This is a genomic window from Paraperibacillus esterisolvens (assembly GCF_046237625.1).
GTDB classification, from domain to species: domain Bacteria; phylum Bacillota; class Bacilli; order Bacillales; family DSM-1321; genus Paraperibacillus; species Paraperibacillus esterisolvens.
Genome location: NZ_CP143545.1, coordinates 2,730,942 through 2,750,859 on the forward strand (window position 1 = coordinate 2,730,942; position 19,918 = coordinate 2,750,859).

Sequence of the window (19,918 nt, forward strand, 5' to 3'; positions counted from 1 at the left end):
CCCTTCTTCCGCTTTTAACACTTTTTGCCCAGCTTTTCGAACCTGGTAATCAACCCAGCTGTCCATTCCCTGCCTGCACTTGAAACTTGAATGGTATGAATGACGCTCCCGATAAGCGAATCCAAATTTTCAGCACACTTGGAGATATCTTCCCCGGTTTGGGAAAGCCGTGCCAGCTGGATGATAAACGGGGACTGAAGTCCCTCATTTAAAAGCTGTCTTTCCTCATACAGCCTCTTCAACAAAAGGATTTCTGCGAAAAGGGCCCCTAATTCCGGTTCCCCAGCTTCGTCAGCGGCCCTTAAAATTAAGGCTGCCTCTATAATCCTGATGCTTGATAATAAATCTGATGAATCTTTATGGAAAGATTGATATAAATGGATTTTATGTTCATTGATTTCCCGTATGGCTGCCGAAAGCGAGCTGATATAGGAAACCTTGTTAACTGCCGCAAGTATCTGGTAATACAGACCGCTGAAATAATCGCCGGCAAGGACAGTCACCTGTCTGCTCTTCTGGAATTCAGAGGTTTCCTCCCCCTCTGCCGAGAGAGTTACCTTGTCATGTATATCCAATGCTATCTGAACAAGCATGGCTGCAACTGCAATTTCCCTCACTTCTTCATAGGGCATTTCAGCCTTATCAAACAGCCTTAGCAATAATTCAAGCTTTATATGATCTATCTCCGGACGGTCTATATAATCAAGCATATAAGGATGATTTACAGCTTCTTCTATTAGGCCGGCAATTTCTGTTGTATAATTATCGAGGTTTAGCATTTGATCACCCTTATTGCTATTTTCATTTGAGCAGGTTCCAGCTCCGTACCCCCTGGGCCATTTCCCAGTTTTGAATCAAGCTTAATTATAACATATTTACCTGGCAGAATTGTAACTTACAGCTTCATCAGCGGGTCTCCCTTTAAATATGCTTATGCTTTATGCTGTATAGCGATTGGAGGATGCCTGTCTCATGTTCTCCTGCCTTCACTTCGGACTTCACCATAGGGAGTCAGGATCTGGGCATTCCCCCTGATCTTAATGGCGGATGTATGCTCAGTGAACTGTGCAAGAAGGACTTCTCCGGAATCCAGCTTCTCAGAGTGATGAAATCTGGTATCTGTCCCTCTCGTTAACCCTATGACATTCACTCCGTCCTCCATTGCCTTGATCACTACGAAATCCGGGTTCATTTGATCTTTCATCTATCTCACCTAGCTTCTGATTGTTTTATTTGGTTATTAGTGAAAGAACTTCCGCCCGGGATCGGTCATCTTCCCTGAAGATTCCCCGCACTGCAGAAGTAACGGTCTTCGAACCGGGTTTCTTAACTCCCCTCATGGTCATGCACATATGCTCTGCCTCAACGACCACCATGACACCATAAGGTTCAAGCTTTTCCATGATTGCATTCGCAACCGTAGATGTAATCCTTTCCTGCAGCTGCGGCCTCTTTGCAACCGCCTCGACAGCCCTTGCAAGCTTGCTGAGTCCTGTAACCCTGCCGTTCCTTGGTATGTAAGCCACATGGGCCTGTCCAAAAAATGGGACCAGATGGTGTTCACATACTGAATAAAAAGGAATATCCTTTACAAGCACGAGTTCCTCATGCTCCTCGCCAAATATTGTTTCAAAATACTCCCCCGGATCCTGATGCAGGCCGGTGAATATTTCTTCATACATCCTTGCCACCCGTTTCGGTGTATCCTGCAGTCCTTCTCTGGCTGGATCCTCGCCAATCGCTTCCAGTATCATCCGAATTGCTTCCTCTATCTGAGCATGATTAACTTCTGCCATTATGATTCCTCCTGTAAAGCCCGCCGCCTATGTAAGTGTTTAAAAAATATAATCTCATCTTAACATATAAATAAAATTAATAGCAAAAAGGATCACGGAAACCGTGATCCTCGCTTTCACCCATATATTCAAACGGGTTACTATGTATTACTTAACAGCGTCTTTAAGCGCTTTTCCTGGTTTGAATGCAGGAACCTTGCTTTCAGAGATTTCGATTTCTTCGCCAGTTTGCGGGTTGCGCCCTTTACGTGCAGCACGCTCACGAACTTCAAAGTTACCAAAACCGATTAACTGTACTTTATCCCCGCTTTTCAAAGCGTCTGAGATTGAATCAAAAACAGCATCAACTGCTTTTGTAGCGTCCTTTTTTGAAAGCTCGCTTGCTTCAGCAACCGCATTAATCAAATCTGTCTTGTTCATGCCATTCACCTCCTCCCAAATTATTAAAGCCTTCACTCAGATAACCCGAATGTTTCATTACTTGTTTAAACAAATAATAAGATCCGGCCTGCCCGTGTAAAACAAACGTGGCAAAATGGCCAGAAAAGCTGAAATAGCAACGTTTTTAACGTTTTCTGTAAGTAGATTATCACAATCATTTACCCTTAGCAAGTGAATTCCTCATATAATGGGAATGTTTTCTTACAGAACCGCATATATTAATAAATTGATCTATGAATTCTCTCACTTTTACAAGCAATTCCCGAAACTATAAGGTTTTAATCACTTATTCCCTGAAATATTCATTCCTGGGCAGGGAAAAAGAGTTTTTCATTTGACTGCAAGCAAAAAAACCCTGCTGTCCAGCAGAGTCAGATCAATGATTATAGAATGATGGCTATTAACCCACCAGATCCTTCGTTTATTATCCTTTCCAACGTTTCCTTAAGCTTATAGCGGGCATTTTCAGGCATCAGGGAAAGCTTTGCCTGTATCCCTTCCCTTACTATTGAACTCAAGCTCCGTCCAAAAATATCTGAATTCCAGATAGACAGCGGATTATCCTCAAAGTCCTGCATCAAATACCGAACCAGCTCTTCGCTCTGCTTTTCTGTTCCAATGATAGGCGCAAATTCCGACTCCACATCCACTTTTATCATGTGGATTGATGGTGCCACAGCCTTCAGACGGACACCGAATCTAGATCCCTGCCGGATGATTTCCGGTTCATCGAGGCTCATATCGGCAAGTGAAGGAGCCGCAACTCCATAGCCGGTCTGCTTCACCATTTTCAGGGCATCAGATATTTGATCATATTCTGCCTTGGCATGGGCAAAATCCTGCATCAATTCCAGCAGATGATCTCTGCCTCTGATTTCAATGCCGACAATTTCCTTCAAGATTTCGTCATAAAGCTCATCAGGCGCATATAAATCTATTTCAGCTACACCCTGCCCCATCTCAATTCCAGCCAGGGATGCTCTTTCAATAAACTCATATTCGTTAAAATAATGCACCACACGGTCCACGTCCCTGAGACGCTTGATATCCTTTACTGTGTCCCTGACAGCTTCCTGATAGCTCTCGCGCAGCCAGTGGTTATCCCTGAGCACCATCACCCAGCTTGGGAGATTCACATTCACCTCAAGGACTGGGAATTCATACAGGGCTTCCCTTAGTACATTCATCACATCCGTATCCCGCATGCTCTCTACACTCATGGCTATGACCGGAATATCGTATTTTTCCTGCAGCTCTCCCTTTAGCCGGTCAGTTTCCGGATGGTGTGGCTGGACAGAATTGATGACCATGATAAATGGTTTTCCTACTTCTTTCAGTTCACCCACTACTCTTTCTTCTGCCGCAATATAGTCAGACCTTGGAATCTCACCAATGGTTCCGTCCGTCGTAATCAGGACACCAAGTGTTGAGTGGTCTTGAATAACCTTCCTGGTTCCGATCTCCGCAGCCTCATGGAAGGGAATTGGTTCTTCATACCACGGCGTATGGATCATCCGGGGCCCGTTTTCATCCTCGTAGCCCTTCGCGCCGGGAACCGTATAGCCAACACAGTCCACAAGCCTGATGTTCACTTCAATTCCCTCATCGACCGAAACGCTGGCAGCTTGATTGGGGACAAATTTAGGTTCAGTGGTCATGATGGTTTTACCAGCAGCGCTCTGCGGCAGTTCATCCAGCGCCCTTGCCCTGTCTGACTCATTACCAATATTCGGAAGCACGACCAGCTCCATGAATTTCTTTATAAACGTAGATTTCCCTGTACGTACCGCGCCGACAACACCAAGATAAATATCTCCTCCTGTACGTTCGGCGATGTCTTTAAAAATATCGACCTTTTCCAAAAGATCCCCTCCCGATCCTTTAACATCTATATGGATATTTAATTTCTTTTTGAAACTGGACACTATATATCTATGATGTTGTCCACCTGCAATATTCCAACTTCTTACCTCCGGATACAAATTTCATGGATTGGCATCCAAAAAGAGAATAACCCCTCTTCTGCAGTATATTTTTGCAGAGGAGGGGTTATTCTTACTTCTTCAGGAATATTGGCTTTTTTGTTGATGGGTTTATTGTGTATGGAAGGGAAAAAGCCGGGACAAAGGAAGATCCTTTAACGAGGATAGGCCTGATGTCTTCCCCTTTTTGCAGTTTTGCTTCTGTGTTAGACAGAGCCTGGACCAAATCAGGTGTATAATCAATATATATTCGTCCGTCAGCGCCTGTAACCAGATGCAATTCCTTCTGGGTGAACGGACTCATGACGGTCGGATCATCCTTATAGCCCAGTTTTTTGTAATCCAGGGTATATACATTGTTATCAATGATCTCTTTAAAAGGAGCATATCCATTTGACTGCCGGTAAAGGTTCACACGAATTTCCACTTCCTGTACCTTCTCCGCCAGCCGAATATCGAATAATTTCACTTCAGGATCCTTTTCCTCATTTATGATGACATATTGGAACACGCCGCCGCTTTCATAGGCATTACCCGGGGGTTCAGCCATATATTTGGGAGCTATTTTCTTAAAATCAACCGGGTATCTCTGATAATAGGGAGTCTCCGCATCTTTAGTCTTAATCGGAAGGATACCGCCATTGTCCTTCTGGAATTGATCCACTGCGCTTTGGACAGATTTGATCTGATCCTCGTATGGAACTTGATTCTTGGCAAGCTCCGCTTCTGGATACATGCAACCGCTCAGTAAAAGGATGGAAGCCAGTCCCAAAAGAACCAGTTTCATTATGGATTGAGTTTTTACCAGAGTCCGGGGCTTATCCATTTGTAGGTCCGCTCAATACCACCAGAAGCATGATCAATCCGGCTGAAATCATTAATACATATGCAATCACAGCGGTAACAATTTTCAAGAATCCCTTTAATTTATAACGGCTTAAATAAATAATAAGTATGGAAATTACCATAAATCCCATTGCTGCAAAAGAAATCCACATCTTCTGTAAGGCAGGTGTCATTGTCATTCTCCTTTTATGCTGGCCTATAGGAGGCTGGTTATCTTTGTTATCCCGAAGTATTATAACATAGGAAAATAGCAAATTCATTATAAAATTAAGACGCTTACATCCCCCCGCTCACGGTATCCTGAAGAAACCGGGGGAGTCAGCATGCCATGCCGCCGGTAACCTTGCCATATTAAAATCCCACCTTTTGTTAAGTGTTACTTCTGATATAAGGGCTGGAAAATGTTAAAATGACAGATAAAAAAACAGAAGGCGCTTCAAGCCTTCTGTCTTTTTGACTAAATCACCCAGACGATAAGGTTAATACCAGTTAGTTTCGTTGCATATTATGCTTTGCAATATACTAAGGAACCGCCATTCGCCTAATTCAGGAAAATTTTATAATGGCTTTTTTCGCACGAAAAGACCTTCTTGATAAGGTCTTTATAAATCAATCGTTCTTACGTTCTTCCAGAATATTGACGAGGTCTTCCATTTCATGTTTTTTCATGCGGTTCATGAGGTGATCCACAGCATCCCTTACCTCTGTCCCATCAAATAACACGTGATACAGAGCTTTTGTGATAGGCATGGAAACCTGATATTTTTCAGCCAGCTGATAAGCAGCCTTTGTGGTCCGGACTCCTTCAACCACCATACCCATGTTCTGAAGCACCTCTTCAAGCTTCTGGCCTTTGCCAAGCATATTTCCGGCACGCCAGTTTCGTGAGTGGACACTTGTACAGGTAACAATTAAATCGCCTATGCCGGCAAGGCCGGAAAAAGTCAATGGGTTTGCCCCCATTTTGGTGCCAAGCCTGGCTATTTCCGCAAGACCGCGGGTTATCAGGGCTGCTTTTGCATTATCGCCATAGCCCAGGCCGTCTGTCATTCCGGCTGCAAGGGCGATAATGTTTTTGAGGGCACCGCCGATTTCTACACCAATGATATCGGGATTGGTATAGACACGAAAGCTTTGGTTAATGAAAAGATCCTGAACCTTTTCTGCAGCTTCCAGGTTTTCTGCGGAAACCGTGACGGTAGTCGGGTGCCTTAAGCTGACTTCCTCAGCATGGCTTGGCCCGGAGAGGACGACGACATCGTGCAGCTGTCCTGAAGGATATTCTTCCTTTATCATTTCTGAGATGCGTAGTAAGGTGTCAGGTTCTATCCCCTTACTCACATGGACGATGGTGATCAGCTGCGGGGCCGCATCCTTCATTTTGCCAAGGACCTCCCTGATCGCTTTAGTCGGAACGGCCAGGATGACCGTATCCACCTGATCAAGCGCCTCCGGCAGGGAGCTGTATCCTGCTATATTCCCGGGCAGTTTAATGTCCGGCAGATATTTTTGGTTCGTGTGTGTTGAGTTAATCTCATCCGCCTGCTCCTGCTTATGGCTCCACAGCCTTACATCATGCCCATTGTCTGCCAGGACCATGGCAAGTGCAGTTCCCCAGCTTCCTGCGCCGATTACGGCAATGCTATGTTTCTCCAAGCTCCGTCCCCTCCTATTTTCTCTGTCTTGCAAAGATTTTGATAGGTGTACCTTCAAAACCGAAAGCATCCCGGATACGATTCTCCAGGAACCGTTCATAAGAGAAATGCATGAGTTCAGGGTCATTGACAAACACCACAAAGGTAGGCGGCTTAACAGCGACCTGGGTCACATAGAAAATTTTAAGGCGGCTGCCGTTATGGGTCGGAGTAGGATTCATTGCTACTGCATCCATGACCACATCATTGAGCACATTCGTCTGCACCCTCATTGAATGATTTTCACTTGCTTTATTAATGACAGGAATCAACGTGTGAATACGCTTCTTCGTTTTCGCTGAAAGGAATACTATAGGAGCATAATCAAGGAACTGGAAGTGAGCCCTGATATTTGCTTCAAATTCCTTCATCGTTTTCTCATCTTTCTCCACAGCGTCCCATTTATTAACAACAATAATTACAGCCCGCCCGGAATCATGGGCATAGCCTGCTATCTTTTTGTCCTGCTCGCGAATACCTTCTTCTCCGTTCAGCAGGACTAACACCACATCGGATCTCTCGATGGCACGGAGGGCACGGAGTACACTGTACTTCTCGGTAGACTCATATACCTTGCCTTTTTTCCTCATTCCGGCAGTGTCGATAATGACATACTCCTGCCCGTCGAATACATAAGGGGAGTCAATGGCATCCCTTGTTGTTCCTTCAATATCGCTGACGATTACCCGTTCTTCACCAAGGAGGGCATTCACGAGGGAGGATTTCCCGACATTGGGCCTTCCAATAAGTGAGAATTTAATAACTTCCTCACCGTATTCATCCTCAGCGGATGCAGGGAAATGCTTAGCCGCTTCGTCAAGGAGATCACCCAGTCCAAGACCATGAGAGCCTGAAATAGGGAATGGCTCTCCAAATCCAAGAGAATAAAAATCATAAATCTGTGTTCTCATCTCAGGATTGTCCACTTTATTGACAGCCAGCACGACTGGTTTTTTTGTTTTATATAGAATTTTCGCAACCTCTTCATCGGCAGCGGTTACACCTTCACGGCCATTGGTCATGAAGATGATGACATCCGCTTCGTCGATGGCAATTTCAGCCTGGGCCCTTATCTGTTCCAGAAAAGGCTCATCCCCTATATCAATTCCGCCAGTATCGATAATATTAAAGTCATGGGCAAGCCATTCGCCCGAACTGTAAATTCTGTCTCTTGTTACTCCGGGAACATCCTCCACAATGGAAATGCGTTCACCGACGATCCGGTTAAAGATTGTAGATTTGCCGACATTTGGGCGACCTACGATTGCAACTACAGGTTTTGGCATATTTATCATCCCTTTCCATGCATTATGTGCCAGACCATTTTTCAGGTTTCAATCCACTATTTCTCCATTACCCATCAGACCGTCCGCTAATAGGCTATATAGGATTTATGTAAATATGGATATAGCTTTTTAATAAATAGACCCCGCCAAACCCACCATTTGACAGGGAATAATCAATCAAGCAGCTTCATTCAGAAGCTGTTTCACTTAAAAAACGCCTTAACTATGTTATAGTATCAAATTATATCAAATTCAACAATCTTATCCATTAATGTTTTACGATTATAAAAAGGTCTTCCTTCAAGGCATGGGCGATGCCGTCCAGTATAGCCTCGAGATTTTTTGTAATCTCATACATCTCTTCCTTGTTCTGACAATGAAAAACATTCGTTCCTGCAGGGACTGACCTGGGGCTGGTGGTTACTATGGCAAGTATAGCCTTTTCTATTGAAACACTCATCACTTCTCCTGCCTTTTTTTAGACAAAGTTTTGGACGGAATACGAATCGCATTCTCTAGTGTAGGCACATTCGCAATCACATCAATCGCTTTACTTATATCCTTATCCTGTGGAAGGACAAAAATCCCCACTCTCCCATCATTTAAATCCCGCTTAGCAAGAGGCACAAGGGCGGGTGTACCTGAATCACGATAGATGCCGAGTGCTACTGAAACATCGTAGAGAATGGCCTGGCGCTGGCCAAGGTTTGAAATGGTGGTCCTTGCATTAAAGTTTTTAGGAGTCAGGATGAAGCCCATCCCATATTTCAGTACTTCCTCCTGCCGCTCTGGCAGACCGATATTCATTATATAAATATTATCCACATAAAGCCCGGCCCCTTCAAACCTCGGCTCCATATATTCAATTTCAACAATATCTTTAAGATGATTGCCGGACATCAGCCTTTTACAAATAAAAAAACAGACGATGGCAGCTGCAATCCCTGCCCACACATTGACCAACAAACCGAATGCTGTTGTTAGGAAGGCTGTCAGGATCACAAGATAGTTGCGTCCCTCAAAGGCTACTGCGATGCCTTCAATATATGTGTTGCCACGGCCGACCAGCTCATACTCATCGAGCTGCTGAAGTGTCGTTCTTTCCATATTCCTTACTTCACGGAACTGGGAGGCAGCAAGGGTCAGAAAGGTAACAGCCGTATACTCCTCCTTTATAATGGCAGGCACGAGGATGGTCCCGAGTCCAGCTGCAATAAATCCGAGGGATAAATGAATGACCCTCCCATGGAGATAGCTTGGATACTGCCTGTAATCAGTTTTCAGCATATAAATTCTCATCAGGGTTCCCGCTGCGACCCCCAGGAGGATTGGATACATAAAATGATTGTGTTCCATATTATCCTTGTTTCTCCTTTGGCATGTTTTTAGTCTGTAAAAAGGCCTGAAGAATTCTGCTGCTCCTCTCCATCGAGCTCCATAAGGCTATTAAGATGAAAGAACCAGCAGTCATATCCAGCCATGATTTTGACAAGAGTTCCTGGGGCATACCCAGACTGCCAAACAATACATTAAGGATAATATCTCCAAAAACCAAGCCTAATATCAGGGCAGCTGCTCTTTTTTTCATATCAGAATAAAGAATAATATTAATAGCGGCCGATACGATGGCAAGCATCCAGCCCCTGTCCCAGATCAGCCATACAGGATCTAAGAAAAGAAGCAGGCTTATACTGCCATAAGCAGCTGAGACAGTGGCGGTGCGGATCATAAAGGAAAATAGATTAAGAAATTTTAAATGCTTCACGCCCAGACCCGCTGATAATGCAAAAAGAAGACCGGCTGCACCGGCTGGCACACCCCCAATTGGGATTGTATATGGACTTAAAGTGATCCCTCCAAGGAGGGTAAATAGGAGTACCGTCCTTCTGGAGTCACTGGACGCCATGAAAAAAAAGACCACTATAACGCTCATCCATGCTATCCATAAAAAAAATATTCCATCGTTCATCATGCTTCCTCCTCTAAAAAACATTATGGGAGAAAGCTAAGAATTCTAAACAGTTCAAATAAAAAGGCTGTTGCCGCATACATTTGCGGCTTTTGAATAAAAAGTGGATTTCCGCTGCAGGCACTCCACCTGCGAGGGGCGGGCGCTGAGCCTCCACGGCTTTGCCTGCGGGGTCACACCTGTCCCGCTGCTCGAAGAAAAGCGGAGAACGGTGCCTGCTGAGTATAATTGTTTCAAAAGCCATTTTCGCACTTTCAGATTGAGACAACAAATTACTTTGGCAGGCAGAGACCCGACAAGCATAAGACGATTCGACTAAGGGGAGTGGTTTTCTCCCCATAGTCGGATTGGCTTATGACTCGAGGGTCTCAGTTCGCAGCTGGATCAGGAAAAGCGGAGAACGGTGCCTGCAAAATATAATCGTATTAAGAACTTAATGTTCATCACTTTTAATTAGAAAATAAACTACTTTGCAGGCAGAGACCCGATAAAGAAGACTTGCTGATTGGCGAGCGCAAGCGAAGACAGAAGCTTAGTCGCACTTATGCGTTTGCGAAAGAAGACTTGCTGATTGGCGGGCGATTGCTGTGACAGAAGTTTGATTTCCTCACAGACTCATTAGAAAAAAAAGTTCTTTTAGATAAGAGCCAATAAAAAAGACAGGCAGTTTCCTGCCTGTCCCGATGCCCGTTTATTTTCTTAAATCCTTCAGCTTGTCACCTATCATCTCACCCAGCTGGAACCCTTTTGATTCTTCAGGAAGATCATAATCTCCAGTGTCTTCAGATTCACGTTCCTGCAGATCCTTGATGCTGAGAGATAGACGCTGATCTCTTTCGTTAACATCCAGCACTTTAACCTGTACCTGCTGTCCTTCAGTCAGTTCCTCATGCGGTGTGCCGATGTGTTTATGGGAAATCTGTGATATATGAACCAGTCCCTCTACTCCAGGAAGCACTTCGACAAAGGCTCCGTAAGAAACGAGGCGCTTAACGGTGCCGTCGAGGACAGATCCCGTCTGTGCCTTCTCAGAGACCTGTTCCCATGGTCCAGGCAGGGTTTCCTTAATGGATAAAGAAATCCTCTCATTATCCCTGTCGACAGAAAGGACCTTTACATTCACCCGGTCTCCCTCTTTTACCACATCAGAAGGCTTTTCTACATGTTCATGTGACAGCTGGGAAATATGGACCAATCCATCTATTCCGCCGATATCAACGAATGCGCCGAAGTCGGTCAGCCTCTGCACGGTTCCTTCAAGCACCTGATCTGCATGGATGGAATCCAGCAGCTCCTGCTTCTTTTGGCCCTTTTCGTCCTGCACGACCGCCCGGTGCGACAGGATGATGCGATTCTTTTCCTTATCAAGTTCAACAATTTTGAAGGACAATGTTCTTCCCTTATAGTCGGAGAAGTCTTCCACAAAATAGTCTTCGACCAATGAAGCAGGGACAAACCCCCGGACACCCAGGTCTACAACAAGGCCGCCTTTTACTACATCTTTGACCTCAGATTGGAAAACCTCCTGCGTTTCGAACTTCCTTTCCAATTCATCCCAGGCTTTTAGGGCATCTACTTTTCTTTTTGATAGAATTAGAGCTTCATCCTCTACTTTTAACACTTCAAGTTCCAGCTCGTCGCCTTCTTTAACCACATCAGATGCTTTTTCAACATGAAGGCTTGACAGCTCGCTGATTGGCAGGATTCCATCTGTCTTGCTATTCTTCACATCAATGATGACTTGTTTTTCTTCAACCTTTGTTACCATTCCGGTTACTTTGTCACCGGGTTCAAAGTTGTTTACTTCAATATCGTTCATCTCTTCTGACATATGTACTCCTCCTTAAACGCATGACTGCTTTTCCCCTTAGAATATTAGCTCAAATTATATTAGAGCGTAAAATCGGAAATATTAATCTATTGAAATATTCCCGATTGTCCGCCAGAGCAAACTAAAATATAAAAACTATTTTGGTATTTTAAACTATCCTTGGAGTCAGCCTTCAGTTTTTTTTGGAACTGGCCTTTTTTATTAAATTCTTACAAATCAGTCAATTTGTCAAGTAAACCGAATTGTTATTATTTATTCTGTTCATGGAGCATACGGATGTGTTCCATGATTACTTCCGTTGCCTCATCAGCAGAAACCCGGCTGGCACGGAGTTCCGTAAAGTCGATCGGTTTCCCGTACACTACTTTGAGTTTCTTGAACGGCTTATACGGACCGATAATGGCGCATGGGACAATATGCGCGGAAGAACGAAGGGCAAAGAAGCCGGCCCCTGCCAGCCCTTTGCCAATCTCGCCGGTCCTGCTCCTTGTCCCTTCCGGAAACAAGCCAACCACTTTCTCTTCCTTCAGAAGAGACAATCCCTTCCTGAGGGCTTCCCTGTCGCTCATTCCCCTTTTAACAGGGAAAGCATTTACATTCGGCAGAATGCTTTTCAGGATGGGAGCGCGGAACAGCTCCTCCTTCGCCATGAAATGAACCGGGCGCGGCGCAGTTGCACCTACTACCGGCGGGTCGAGATTATCAATATGATTGGAGCAGATCAGGACCCCTCCTTCTTTTGGGAACTCCTCGGCACCGATAGTTTCTACACGAAATAGCGGTGTCAGAATTAAATTCACAAGCCCTTTACCAAAGTTATAGAGATTCACTATTCAATGGTCCTTTCTTTAATAAGCTTCATGATTTCATCGGCAACCTGAGCGATTGAAAGGGAAGTGGTATCAATCTCCACGGCATCATCGGCCTTCATAAGCGGTGCTACTTCCCTTTCTGAATCCAGCTTGTCCCGCAGAGCTATCTCTTCTTTAAGGCTTTCTAAGTCTGAAGGGAATCCCTTCAAAACATTTTCATTATGGCGCCTTTCCGCCCTTTCATCCACACTTGCAATCAGGAATACTTTAACTTCCGCACGGGGAAGCACGAAGGTGCCGATGTCTCTTCCATCCATGACAACGCCACCCATTTCTCCCAGCTTTTGCTGTCTGCTTACCATTTCAGCCCTCACGCCCCTGTGCTTGGAAGCAGCTGATACAGAAGAGGTCACCTGGCTTGTGCGGATGACCTCTGAAACATCTTCTCCATCAAGGTATACGAGCTGGCCGGTTTCTCCCGGCAGCAGCTGGATTTCCGTATCCATCAGCAGGTCAAGAAGTCCTGATTCATCATTCACATCCACGTCATGCTTAATGGCTTTGTATGTCAGGGCTCTGTACATCGCCCCTGTATCTACATAAATGTAAGAAAGTTTTTCAGCTATTATTTTAGCAACTGTGCTCTTTCCCGCAGCCGCTGGGCCGTCAATAGCAATCGATATCTTGTTTTCCATAATTCCTCCTAAAAACCGAGCCTGTAAGTAATATGTTCCTCATATTTTTATTTTACCATAAAGTGATATTTTATTATGTATTAATATTGGCGTCCAGTATCTTGCTGAATAAATCAATAGGCAGGCCAGCACTAAGAGTGTGCGGCCTGCCTACTGATTACTCCTGTTGATTGTTTCGATTATTTTCCCAAGATTATTTTCATTGACACCTTCATATTGAGCCATTCTTTTTAAATCATGAAAAGAACCTTCCCGGTGGAAAATCAGCTGAAAAAAAAGCAGGAAGAGAAATTGAATGATAACAAGTTTCATGAGAATGCGTTCAAATCGTTCCATGCCTTTCCCCCTCTCCTTTAACAGTATGAGGGGGAGAAGTCCATTTCATACCTAAAAGGTGAGGCCTTTTTGTTTCATCTCCAGCTGCTTTTCAAAGCAGTAGCGCAGGACATACTGCCTGTCTGCCGGTTCGAGGCCGATGAATTCGATGGAGGCATTCCTCAGCCCTGTCTTTGTTTCATTAACCCGGGAAATCCTTCCTTCTGCTTTGAGATAATGAATTTCTCCATTTTTCATGGGAAGCACAAGCCACAATGAAGCGTGGTTTCCGCCTTCAATCGATACATTGTGCGGGACAGCAGCACAAATGCCGCCTGCACTAATATCAAGCGTAACGGTAGCAAAGGGCGGGGATGAGGCACCGGCTGGATGTATCGCTACATCTGCTGCTGCCTCTATTCTTACATACTGCCTCCTTTGGATCTTAAGAATTTCAGCTTCTTCCGGACAAAACAGTTTAATCATCGGAATATTGCCCATCCTTCTGCCCAGCACTTCTGTATCAAACATATAGACATTATTATCCTTCCCTACAAAGCTTGCCTTCAGCTGGCTGCCATCCAAAAGAAATACAGTCTTTCGGGTGGTCAGGTTCACAGGATAATCGATATAAACACCACCGTCTGCAAGCTCCACAATCATCGCTTCGTACTTTTCGGAATCAGCAGAATATTTTGGTTCAAGGGTGAGCGTTTCTCCTATTTTCCACATTTTTATATACACATCCGCACTCAGTTTTTGTTTTTAAAAGGGAAATCTTACTATTATTATGACACTGTTCCCTGCTGCTCTCAATAAGAAAAACCCCGCTCAGGCGGGGTTTTTTAAAAGAATTTCATCTCACACCAAACGTTCATAATTCGGTTCAGCATTTTGCAGTTTGTCTACTTTTTCTTCCTCTCCGGTTTTTGCATTGATAAAGATCCTGTAGGTATCTTCGCCAATCACACCGAGGAATTCATGACAGAGAACTTCTTCATTCAAATCATTGGTGATGACAGCCACCCGTTCTTCCATAATTTTCACTTTCGGATTTATTTTCTTTCGAGCCTCTTCCACTGTCATACCTGGTCTTTCCAGCTTTCTCTTTTTATGACCCTTCAGATATTCATCTGCCGAGAAGCCTATCACCTGCCCGCTGTCCAAGGCAATTTTAATTCGGATGGATTCAGGATAAATCCTCGTTCCATTAACGCTCGTGACAAAATTAAAAAGCCCGATGTTATCATATTGGGCACTTTCATACAATTCGAGGGAAGCAAAGTCATTGTCCTTCAGGAACCGGGCAGCTTTTCCCGACGCTTCGTTCAGGCCGATTCTGGCTTTTTTTATATCTCTGGTATTAATCAGCCAGACTGGATAGCCGCCCTTTTTGGTGATATCCATATTCACTTCACCATCATTTCCAGCCTTCTTTATACTAACACTGTAAAAACCGAAATCAGCTCCCCTGCCGTTATCCTCCACTTTGGCATGAACCCTGCCATTTATGCCTGCATATCTTTTGGCGATTGCTGCTGCTTCATTTTTGCTGATTTTTTTCCCCTCTATATTACGAAAGTTGCGATCCCTTTTGTTCATGGAAACAAAGGAAGGGTCAAAATTCGATTTTTCTGAATAACCAGTGGATTTCTTTTCAACGGTCTTAAAGCCGTCTATAATCGTATTGTCCGCATTCTCTTTACCCGATGCCATCGCAAGCTCAACATCCATCCAGCGAAGATTATGCTTGAGGACTAAATACTGCACTTTCCTGAGCTCATTCTGAATAACATTGGACTGCTTATACAGCCCCTGCAAATTTTTATATTCCTTATCTGACAGCGGCTGCTTCTCCAAATCCCTGACTGCTGCTTTATAGCTGAAGCTGCCTAAGCTGGATAGGAATTCTTCGGTCTTATTGAACGGCATGAGGGTAAGCGGAAGCTGCCCCACATCCATATTCGCTTCTGAAGAAATCCTCCATACATCAGCCAGAGCCGGTGACAGGGATTCCTTTGAGTTCATGGCCAGAGTGGTGCCTATCTTGTCATGCAAAAGATCCACCTGGTAAGTAAGATCATGAAAGGCTCTTTGATAGTTGTTCTCCGCATTTACCAATATCGCATTCTTTTCCTGATGTTCCTGATAACCCCAGAAACCAGTCCCTGCAGCCGCAAGGACAAGAACTGCTATTACTATATTCCTAATCACTGATGCCACCTCTATTCACAGAAAATATGCTTGCCGATTTTCTTAATCTGCGGCCTTGACCAGATCCATTTGCTGGTTGCAGTATCGGGATTGAAGTAATAGAGTGCATTTCCAGTTGGATCCCAGCCGTTGATTGCATCTATCACTGCCTCTTTGGCCCTTTCATTCGGAGTAAGCCAAATCTGGCCGTCTGCCACAGCAGTGAATGCACCTGGTTCGAAAATAACTCCTGAAACAGAATGCGGGAAAATTGGGCTCTCAAGCCTGTTCAATATCACTGCCGCAACTGCTACCTGTCCTATGTACGGTTCTCCTCTGGCTTCACCGTATACAGCATTGGCAAGGAGCTGTATATCATTTTGTGAGAATCCTTCCGGTGTATTGGAAGCAGCTGTACCAGTTTTTTTACCTCTGCTTCTGGCTGCAGGGGCTTTGCCGCGATTTTTCCTTTTTGGTTTTATTTGTTTTTCAATTGGCGTCCCGCCGTAATAGGTAAAGTCATTTCCCTTGCTGATTTGGCCGTGAACAAAGGAAGGATTGAAGTTTGAGGACTTTGCCAATTTATTTTTTGTTGTAAAACCGGCAAGCCCATCTATCGGGAGTCCATAAGCCTCCTGGAAGTTCCTGAGTGCCCAATACGTGCTCCAGCCAAAAACCCCATCAATCTTGCCATGATAATATCCGATATTCTGAAGCCTTGCCTGAAGTTCAATCACATCGTCACCAGAACTGCCCCGCTGGATTACCTGTTTTGTAAAAGCATGGCTGTGTCCAGGGCCCATGATTAAACAAGATATAAGGATCGCAGCCAGAACTTTGCTGATTTTTGAAGCCATCCCTTTCACCAGTAACACTCCTTCGTTTCATTCTGACTCAATACATCTATTTTCTTCATATTCTTTTCAAATATTCCTTCACGTATTAATAGATTTTGGGCATAAAACAAACATGAGCTTTCTACTCGCAGACATGCATGGTAAAGAACCTGGATAAGAGCAGGAACAAACACAAGCAGTGTGAAGCGGGATAAGGCGCAGGCAGGAAAACCGGCAGGATTTAGGATGTTCCCCAGCGTCAGGAAGCCTGATGATACATGAGCTCAGCCCCTTTTCCACATAAAAAAGCCTGCCATGGGTCCGGGACTATGCCCCGAAACTATGACAGTCTTTTTTTACAATAGTTGAGATGAAGCATGGATATCCGAAAGCACCCTTGCCATCCTGGCTTTCCGGAGGCCATACCACCAGAGGAATGCCATGAAAGGAAGCATCCAATACCCCCAATATACCTGTGTCAGCAGGATGTAATCATATGTCCCATGAAGAAGATAAGGGACGGCAAACGCTAAAAAAATATACATTTTCTTATTCTTGGATGTGAATTTGCCTTTTCCAAAGTAAAAACCCATGATGACTCCAAAAAGGGCATGGCTGGAAACTGGAAGCAGCGCTCTGCCGATGGCCTGGTCCACTCCATTTCCAATCAGATAGAAAATATTTTCAAGAGTTGCAAATCCAAGAGAAACAGCCGCCCCATACACGATGCCGTCATAGGGCTCGTCAAATTCAACATGATTGTATATTACATACAGCAGTATGAACCATTTGAAAAATTCTTCTATTAATCCAGCTGAAAAAAAAGCTGTGCTGAATGAATCCATGATAATGCTTTCCGCTTTCAGCACATATTCAATGAACATGATCGGCAGTACAAGAACAGCTCCGAAGATGAAAGCCTTTGAAACTACAGACAAGGGTTCTGTCCCATAATAATCTTTCAAGTAAAAATAGCTTAGGAGAGCCAGACCCGGCGCAATCCCAGCAGTTAATATGACCAGCATGGCCGACCTCTTTTCCTGCATTTTCTATCATGGTATCATGATTTTGCGTTTATTGAAAATAAAAACTGGGTCCTTAGCAGGAATCGCCTTCAAGAATTCAAATCATTAAAAGAGCTCCTGCACAGCCCCGCTTGAACTGGCCAGCAGGACTGCAAGCTTTATCCTTGCTTTCTTGCTGTCATAGTCTTCACCCAGGATCACACCGCGCTGCATCAAGTCATAAGCGCTTCCTTTATAGCCATAGGCTGGATATACCTTTCCCTCTTCAGCACTCGTTGTCATCACTACCGCAATGGACCGGTCGATGGAATCCTGAATGGACTGGACCATTTGCGGGGTCACCTGGCCTCTTCCCACACCCTCGAGGACAATGCCCTTAGCCCCTGCCATGGCTGCGGCTTGTATAAACACCCCATCTGCACCAGTGTAGCATTTGATGATATCCACCCTCGGCAGTTTATCTATCAGCTCATAATATTCTGTTATTATAGGTTTCTGGTAAACATTCACCACATCATTGTCGATGATGCCCAGATATCCATAACCAAAGGACTCAAACCCTTGCAGGTTGGATGCATGAACCTTTTTTACATATCTGGCTGAATAAATCCGTTCATTGAATACCACCGCTACTCCAACACTCTGCAATTTCTCATTGGCAGCCGCATAAATGGAATTTCGAAGATTGGAGTATACGTCAGTCCCCACCTCATGGGGAGACCGCTGTGAGCCGGTCACGATAATGGGTCTTGGATCGTTGATCGTCAGATCCAGAAAATACGCCGTTTCTTCAAGGGAATCCGTACCATGGGTCACCACGACCCCAGCCGTATCCCCAGCCTCAAGCTCTTTTTCAATTGCCTCTTTAATTTTTATCATCGAATCAAAATCAATATGCATGGATGGCACCTGAAAGAGATCAATAATCTTGATTTCGAACTCCTCCGGCAGCCTGCACAGGTCTGCCAGTTCCTTGCCGCTTAAAACACCGGAATCGAGCAGGCCTTTAGACATTTCTTTACTGGCGATTGTCCCGCCGGTTGTTATAATTGAAATTTTATGTTTCATTTCATATACACCTCATCTTCCATCTTCCATCATACTAAAACTTCGCTTATGTATAAATAAAAAACAGCGCACTCCGATGAAGTGCGCCTAAAAAATCATATTTCACCGCTAATGCTCCGGGCTATCTGGCCTCCATGAAAACGTCCATTTTCGATGAAAATCTCATTTGCATTATTGCCGGCAGCAATTACTCCGGCTATATAGATGCCTTTGACATTCGTCTCCATCGTCTCCGGATTGTGAATAGGCCTTCCTGTACAAGGATCGATTTCGATGCCCATTGCCGCAAGGAAGGCATGATCGGGATGATAACCTGTCATGGCAAAAACATAATCATTTTTGATTTTTTTAATTGTATCATCTGCTTTATATTCGATAAAGTTCTCGCCGATTGTCATTACTTCAGCATTGAATACAAGTTTTATTGTACCGTTTCGCACAAGGGCATCGAATTCAGGCAAAATCCAGGGCTTTACACTTTTGGAATACTCGCTGCCCCTGTAGAGCACTGTTACCCGTGCACCGGCATTCACCAATTCAAGAGCTGCATCCACACTGGAATTCTTCCCCCCAATCACCGCTGCATCTGTATCAAAGAATTCATGCGCTTCTTTGAAATAGTGGAAAACCTTGGGAAGATCCTCACCCGGTACACCCATATAATTAGGGTTGTCATAATAACCTGTTGCAATTACTACCTTCTGTGACTGATATTGATCTTTTGAGGTTGTCACTATAAACGTACCGTCAGCCTGCTTTTTCACCGATTCAACACGTTCAAACGGATGGATCCTCAGCTCCTTCCGCTTTACAACCGCCCGATAGTAAGACAAAGCCTGGCTTCGCACCGGCTTTCTGCCTTCAATGATGAAGGCGACACCGCCAATTTCTAATTTTTCGCTGGTGCTGAAAAATGTCTGATGGGTCGGATAGTTGTAAATGGAATTTACGATATTCCCTTTTTCGATAATCAGCGGACTCTTCCCGATTTCTTTAAGGGCGATGGCTGCTGCAAGGCCGCATGGCCCGCCTCCGATAATTATGACGTCTTCAATCTGCATGATGGCACTCCTCTTGTTCGGTCTATAATAAGTATTTCCTATTAGCTTATACACTTAACGTTGAAAAT

22 protein-coding genes are annotated in these 19,918 nt (G+C 44.5%); all 22 read right to left on the reverse strand.

All coding sequences use genetic code 11. The features are described 5' to 3' along the window. Window positions 1-14 precede the first annotated feature (14 nt). The gene (locus V1501_RS13765; protein ID WP_409288967.1) at window positions 15-779 is read right to left on the reverse strand and encodes a heptaprenyl diphosphate synthase component 1; all 765 of its coding nucleotides are present in this window, start codon (window positions 777-779) and stop codon (window positions 15-17) included. Window positions 780-970: 191 nt separating this feature from the next. Continuing rightward, window positions 971-1,204 carry a trp RNA-binding attenuation protein MtrB gene (gene mtrB / locus V1501_RS13770; protein ID WP_409288969.1) on the reverse strand — a complete coding sequence of 78 codons (234 nt, stop codon included), beginning with the start codon at window positions 1,202-1,204 and terminating at the stop codon, window positions 971-973. A gap of 25 nt (window positions 1,205-1,229) precedes the next feature. Further along, window positions 1,230-1,796, reverse strand: coding sequence for a GTP cyclohydrolase I FolE (folE, locus tag V1501_RS13775; RefSeq protein ID WP_409288971.1), 567 nt, complete (start codon window positions 1,794-1,796; stop codon window positions 1,230-1,232). Window positions 1,797-1,943: 147 nt separating this feature from the next. Further along, window positions 1,944-2,216: an HU family DNA-binding protein gene (locus V1501_RS13780; protein WP_409288972.1), complete on the reverse strand. Its 273-nt coding sequence runs from the start codon at window positions 2,214-2,216 to the stop codon at window positions 1,944-1,946. A 404-nt stretch (window positions 2,217-2,620) separates the two neighbouring features. Further along, a complete protein-coding gene (gene spoIVA, locus V1501_RS13785; protein ID WP_409288974.1) occupies window positions 2,621-4,099 on the reverse strand; it encodes a stage IV sporulation protein A in 1,479 nt (492 codons plus the stop codon). A 193-nt stretch (window positions 4,100-4,292) separates the two neighbouring features. Next, a complete protein-coding gene (locus tag V1501_RS13790) occupies window positions 4,293-5,045 on the reverse strand; it encodes a hypothetical protein (protein ID WP_409288976.1) in 753 nt (250 codons plus the stop codon). Then, entirely contained in the window at window positions 5,038-5,238 is a 201-nt protein-coding gene (locus V1501_RS13795) for a DUF2768 domain-containing protein (protein ID WP_409288977.1), read from the reverse strand. Before V1501_RS13795 ends, V1501_RS13790 begins: the two co-directional genes overlap by 8 nt. A gap of 436 nt (window positions 5,239-5,674) precedes the next feature. After that, a complete protein-coding gene (locus V1501_RS13800; protein ID WP_409293364.1) occupies window positions 5,675-6,664 on the reverse strand; it encodes an NAD(P)H-dependent glycerol-3-phosphate dehydrogenase in 990 nt (329 codons plus the stop codon). A 70-nt stretch (window positions 6,665-6,734) separates the two neighbouring features. Further along, the gene (gene der, locus V1501_RS13805) at window positions 6,735-8,045 is read right to left on the reverse strand and encodes a ribosome biogenesis GTPase Der (RefSeq protein ID WP_409288979.1); all 1,311 of its coding nucleotides are present in this window, start codon (window positions 8,043-8,045) and stop codon (window positions 6,735-6,737) included. A 268-nt stretch (window positions 8,046-8,313) separates the two neighbouring features. Further along, on the reverse strand, window positions 8,314-8,505 hold the full coding sequence (locus V1501_RS13810) for a capping complex subunit for YIEGIA (protein ID WP_409288981.1): 192 nt from the start codon (window positions 8,503-8,505) through the stop codon (window positions 8,314-8,316). Continuing rightward, entirely contained in the window at window positions 8,505-9,401 is an 897-nt protein-coding gene (locus tag V1501_RS13815; RefSeq protein ID WP_409288983.1) for a YIEGIA family protein, read from the reverse strand. The genes V1501_RS13810 and V1501_RS13815 overlap by 1 nt, the downstream gene beginning before the upstream one ends. A gap of 1 nt (window position 9,402) precedes the next feature. Next, complete coding sequence (locus tag V1501_RS13820) at window positions 9,403-10,017, reverse strand: hypothetical protein (protein ID WP_409288984.1); 615 nt, start codon at window positions 10,015-10,017, stop codon at window positions 9,403-9,405. Between the two features lie 688 nt (window positions 10,018-10,705). Continuing rightward, window positions 10,706-11,845, reverse strand: a complete 1,140-nt coding sequence (gene rpsA / locus V1501_RS13825) for a 30S ribosomal protein S1 (RefSeq protein ID WP_409288986.1) — start codon at window positions 11,843-11,845, stop codon at window positions 10,706-10,708. A gap of 248 nt (window positions 11,846-12,093) precedes the next feature. Then, on the reverse strand, window positions 12,094-12,675 hold the full coding sequence (locus V1501_RS13830; RefSeq protein ID WP_409288988.1) for a lysophospholipid acyltransferase family protein: 582 nt from the start codon (window positions 12,673-12,675) through the stop codon (window positions 12,094-12,096). Next, window positions 12,675-13,352, reverse strand: coding sequence for a (d)CMP kinase (gene cmk / locus V1501_RS13835; RefSeq protein ID WP_409288990.1), 678 nt, complete (start codon window positions 13,350-13,352; stop codon window positions 12,675-12,677). Before cmk ends, V1501_RS13830 begins: the two co-directional genes overlap by 1 nt. 150 nt (window positions 13,353-13,502) lie before the next feature. Continuing rightward, complete coding sequence (locus V1501_RS13840) at window positions 13,503-13,688, reverse strand: DUF5359 family protein (protein ID WP_409288992.1); 186 nt, start codon at window positions 13,686-13,688, stop codon at window positions 13,503-13,505. Between the two features lie 51 nt (window positions 13,689-13,739). Beyond that, window positions 13,740-14,399: a flagellar brake protein gene (locus V1501_RS13845; RefSeq protein ID WP_409288994.1), complete on the reverse strand. Its 660-nt coding sequence runs from the start codon at window positions 14,397-14,399 to the stop codon at window positions 13,740-13,742. A gap of 129 nt (window positions 14,400-14,528) precedes the next feature. Beyond that, on the reverse strand, window positions 14,529-15,881 hold the full coding sequence (ypeB, locus tag V1501_RS13850; protein ID WP_409288996.1) for a germination protein YpeB: 1,353 nt from the start codon (window positions 15,879-15,881) through the stop codon (window positions 14,529-14,531). Window positions 15,882-15,892: 11 nt separating this feature from the next. Beyond that, entirely contained in the window at window positions 15,893-16,717 is an 825-nt protein-coding gene (gene sleB, locus V1501_RS13855; protein ID WP_409293366.1) for a spore cortex-lytic enzyme, read from the reverse strand. Between the two features lie 335 nt (window positions 16,718-17,052). Beyond that, entirely contained in the window at window positions 17,053-17,721 is a 669-nt protein-coding gene (prsW, locus tag V1501_RS13860; protein WP_409288998.1) for a glutamic-type intramembrane protease PrsW, read from the reverse strand. Window positions 17,722-17,826: 105 nt separating this feature from the next. Then, window positions 17,827-18,789, reverse strand: coding sequence for an asparaginase (locus V1501_RS13865; RefSeq protein ID WP_409289000.1), 963 nt, complete (start codon window positions 18,787-18,789; stop codon window positions 17,827-17,829). A gap of 95 nt (window positions 18,790-18,884) precedes the next feature. Then, a complete protein-coding gene (locus V1501_RS13870) occupies window positions 18,885-19,850 on the reverse strand; it encodes a YpdA family putative bacillithiol disulfide reductase (RefSeq protein WP_409289001.1) in 966 nt (321 codons plus the stop codon). Between the last annotated feature and the right edge of the window lie 68 nt (window positions 19,851-19,918).

What these genes read in the sequence shown, in the direction of transcription:
- V1501_RS13765 (WP_409288967.1), bottom strand. Translation starts at nt 779, where the DNA reads ATGCTAAACCTCGATAATTATACAACAGAAATTGCCGGCCTAATAGAA.
- mtrB (WP_409288969.1), bottom strand. Translation starts at nt 1,204, where the DNA reads ATGAAAGATCAAATGAACCCGGATTTCGTAGTGATCAAGGCAATGGAG.
- folE (WP_409288971.1), bottom strand. Translation starts at nt 1,796, where the DNA reads ATGGCAGAAGTTAATCATGCTCAGATAGAGGAAGCAATTCGGATGATA.
- V1501_RS13780 (WP_409288972.1), bottom strand. Translation starts at nt 2,216, where the DNA reads ATGAACAAGACAGATTTGATTAATGCGGTTGCTGAAGCAAGCGAGCTT.
- V1501_RS13790 (WP_409288976.1), bottom strand. Translation starts at nt 5,045, where the DNA reads ATGGATAAGCCCCGGACTCTGGTAAAAACTCAATCCATAATGAAACTG.
- V1501_RS13795 (WP_409288977.1), bottom strand. Translation starts at nt 5,238, where the DNA reads ATGACACCTGCCTTACAGAAGATGTGGATTTCTTTTGCAGCAATGGGA.
- V1501_RS13800 (WP_409293364.1), bottom strand. Translation starts at nt 6,664, where the DNA reads ATGGTCCTGGCAGACAATGGGCATGATGTAAGGCTGTGGAGCCATAAG.
- der (WP_409288979.1), bottom strand. Translation starts at nt 8,045, where the DNA reads ATGCCAAAACCTGTAGTTGCAATCGTAGGTCGCCCAAATGTCGGCAAA.
- V1501_RS13810 (WP_409288981.1), bottom strand. Translation starts at nt 8,505, where the DNA reads ATGAGTGTTTCAATAGAAAAGGCTATACTTGCCATAGTAACCACCAGC.
- V1501_RS13815 (WP_409288983.1), bottom strand. Translation starts at nt 9,401, where the DNA reads ATGGAACACAATCATTTTATGTATCCAATCCTCCTGGGGGTCGCAGCG.
- V1501_RS13820 (WP_409288984.1), bottom strand. Translation starts at nt 10,017, where the DNA reads ATGATGAACGATGGAATATTTTTTTTATGGATAGCATGGATGAGCGTT.
- rpsA (WP_409288986.1), bottom strand. Translation starts at nt 11,845, where the DNA reads ATGTCAGAAGAGATGAACGATATTGAAGTAAACAACTTTGAACCCGGT.
- cmk (WP_409288990.1), bottom strand. Translation starts at nt 13,352, where the DNA reads ATGGAAAACAAGATATCGATTGCTATTGACGGCCCAGCGGCTGCGGGA.
- V1501_RS13840 (WP_409288992.1), bottom strand. Translation starts at nt 13,688, where the DNA reads ATGGAACGATTTGAACGCATTCTCATGAAACTTGTTATCATTCAATTT.
- V1501_RS13845 (WP_409288994.1), bottom strand. Translation starts at nt 14,399, where the DNA reads ATGTGGAAAATAGGAGAAACGCTCACCCTTGAACCAAAATATTCTGCT.
- sleB (WP_409293366.1), bottom strand. Translation starts at nt 16,717, where the DNA reads ATGGCTTCAAAAATCAGCAAAGTTCTGGCTGCGATCCTTATATCTTGT.
- prsW (WP_409288998.1), bottom strand. Translation starts at nt 17,721, where the DNA reads ATGCTGGTCATATTAACTGCTGGGATTGCGCCGGGTCTGGCTCTCCTA.
- V1501_RS13865 (WP_409289000.1), bottom strand. Translation starts at nt 18,789, where the DNA reads ATGAAACATAAAATTTCAATTATAACAACCGGCGGGACAATCGCCAGT.
- V1501_RS13870 (WP_409289001.1), bottom strand. Translation starts at nt 19,850, where the DNA reads ATGCAGATTGAAGACGTCATAATTATCGGAGGCGGGCCATGCGGCCTT.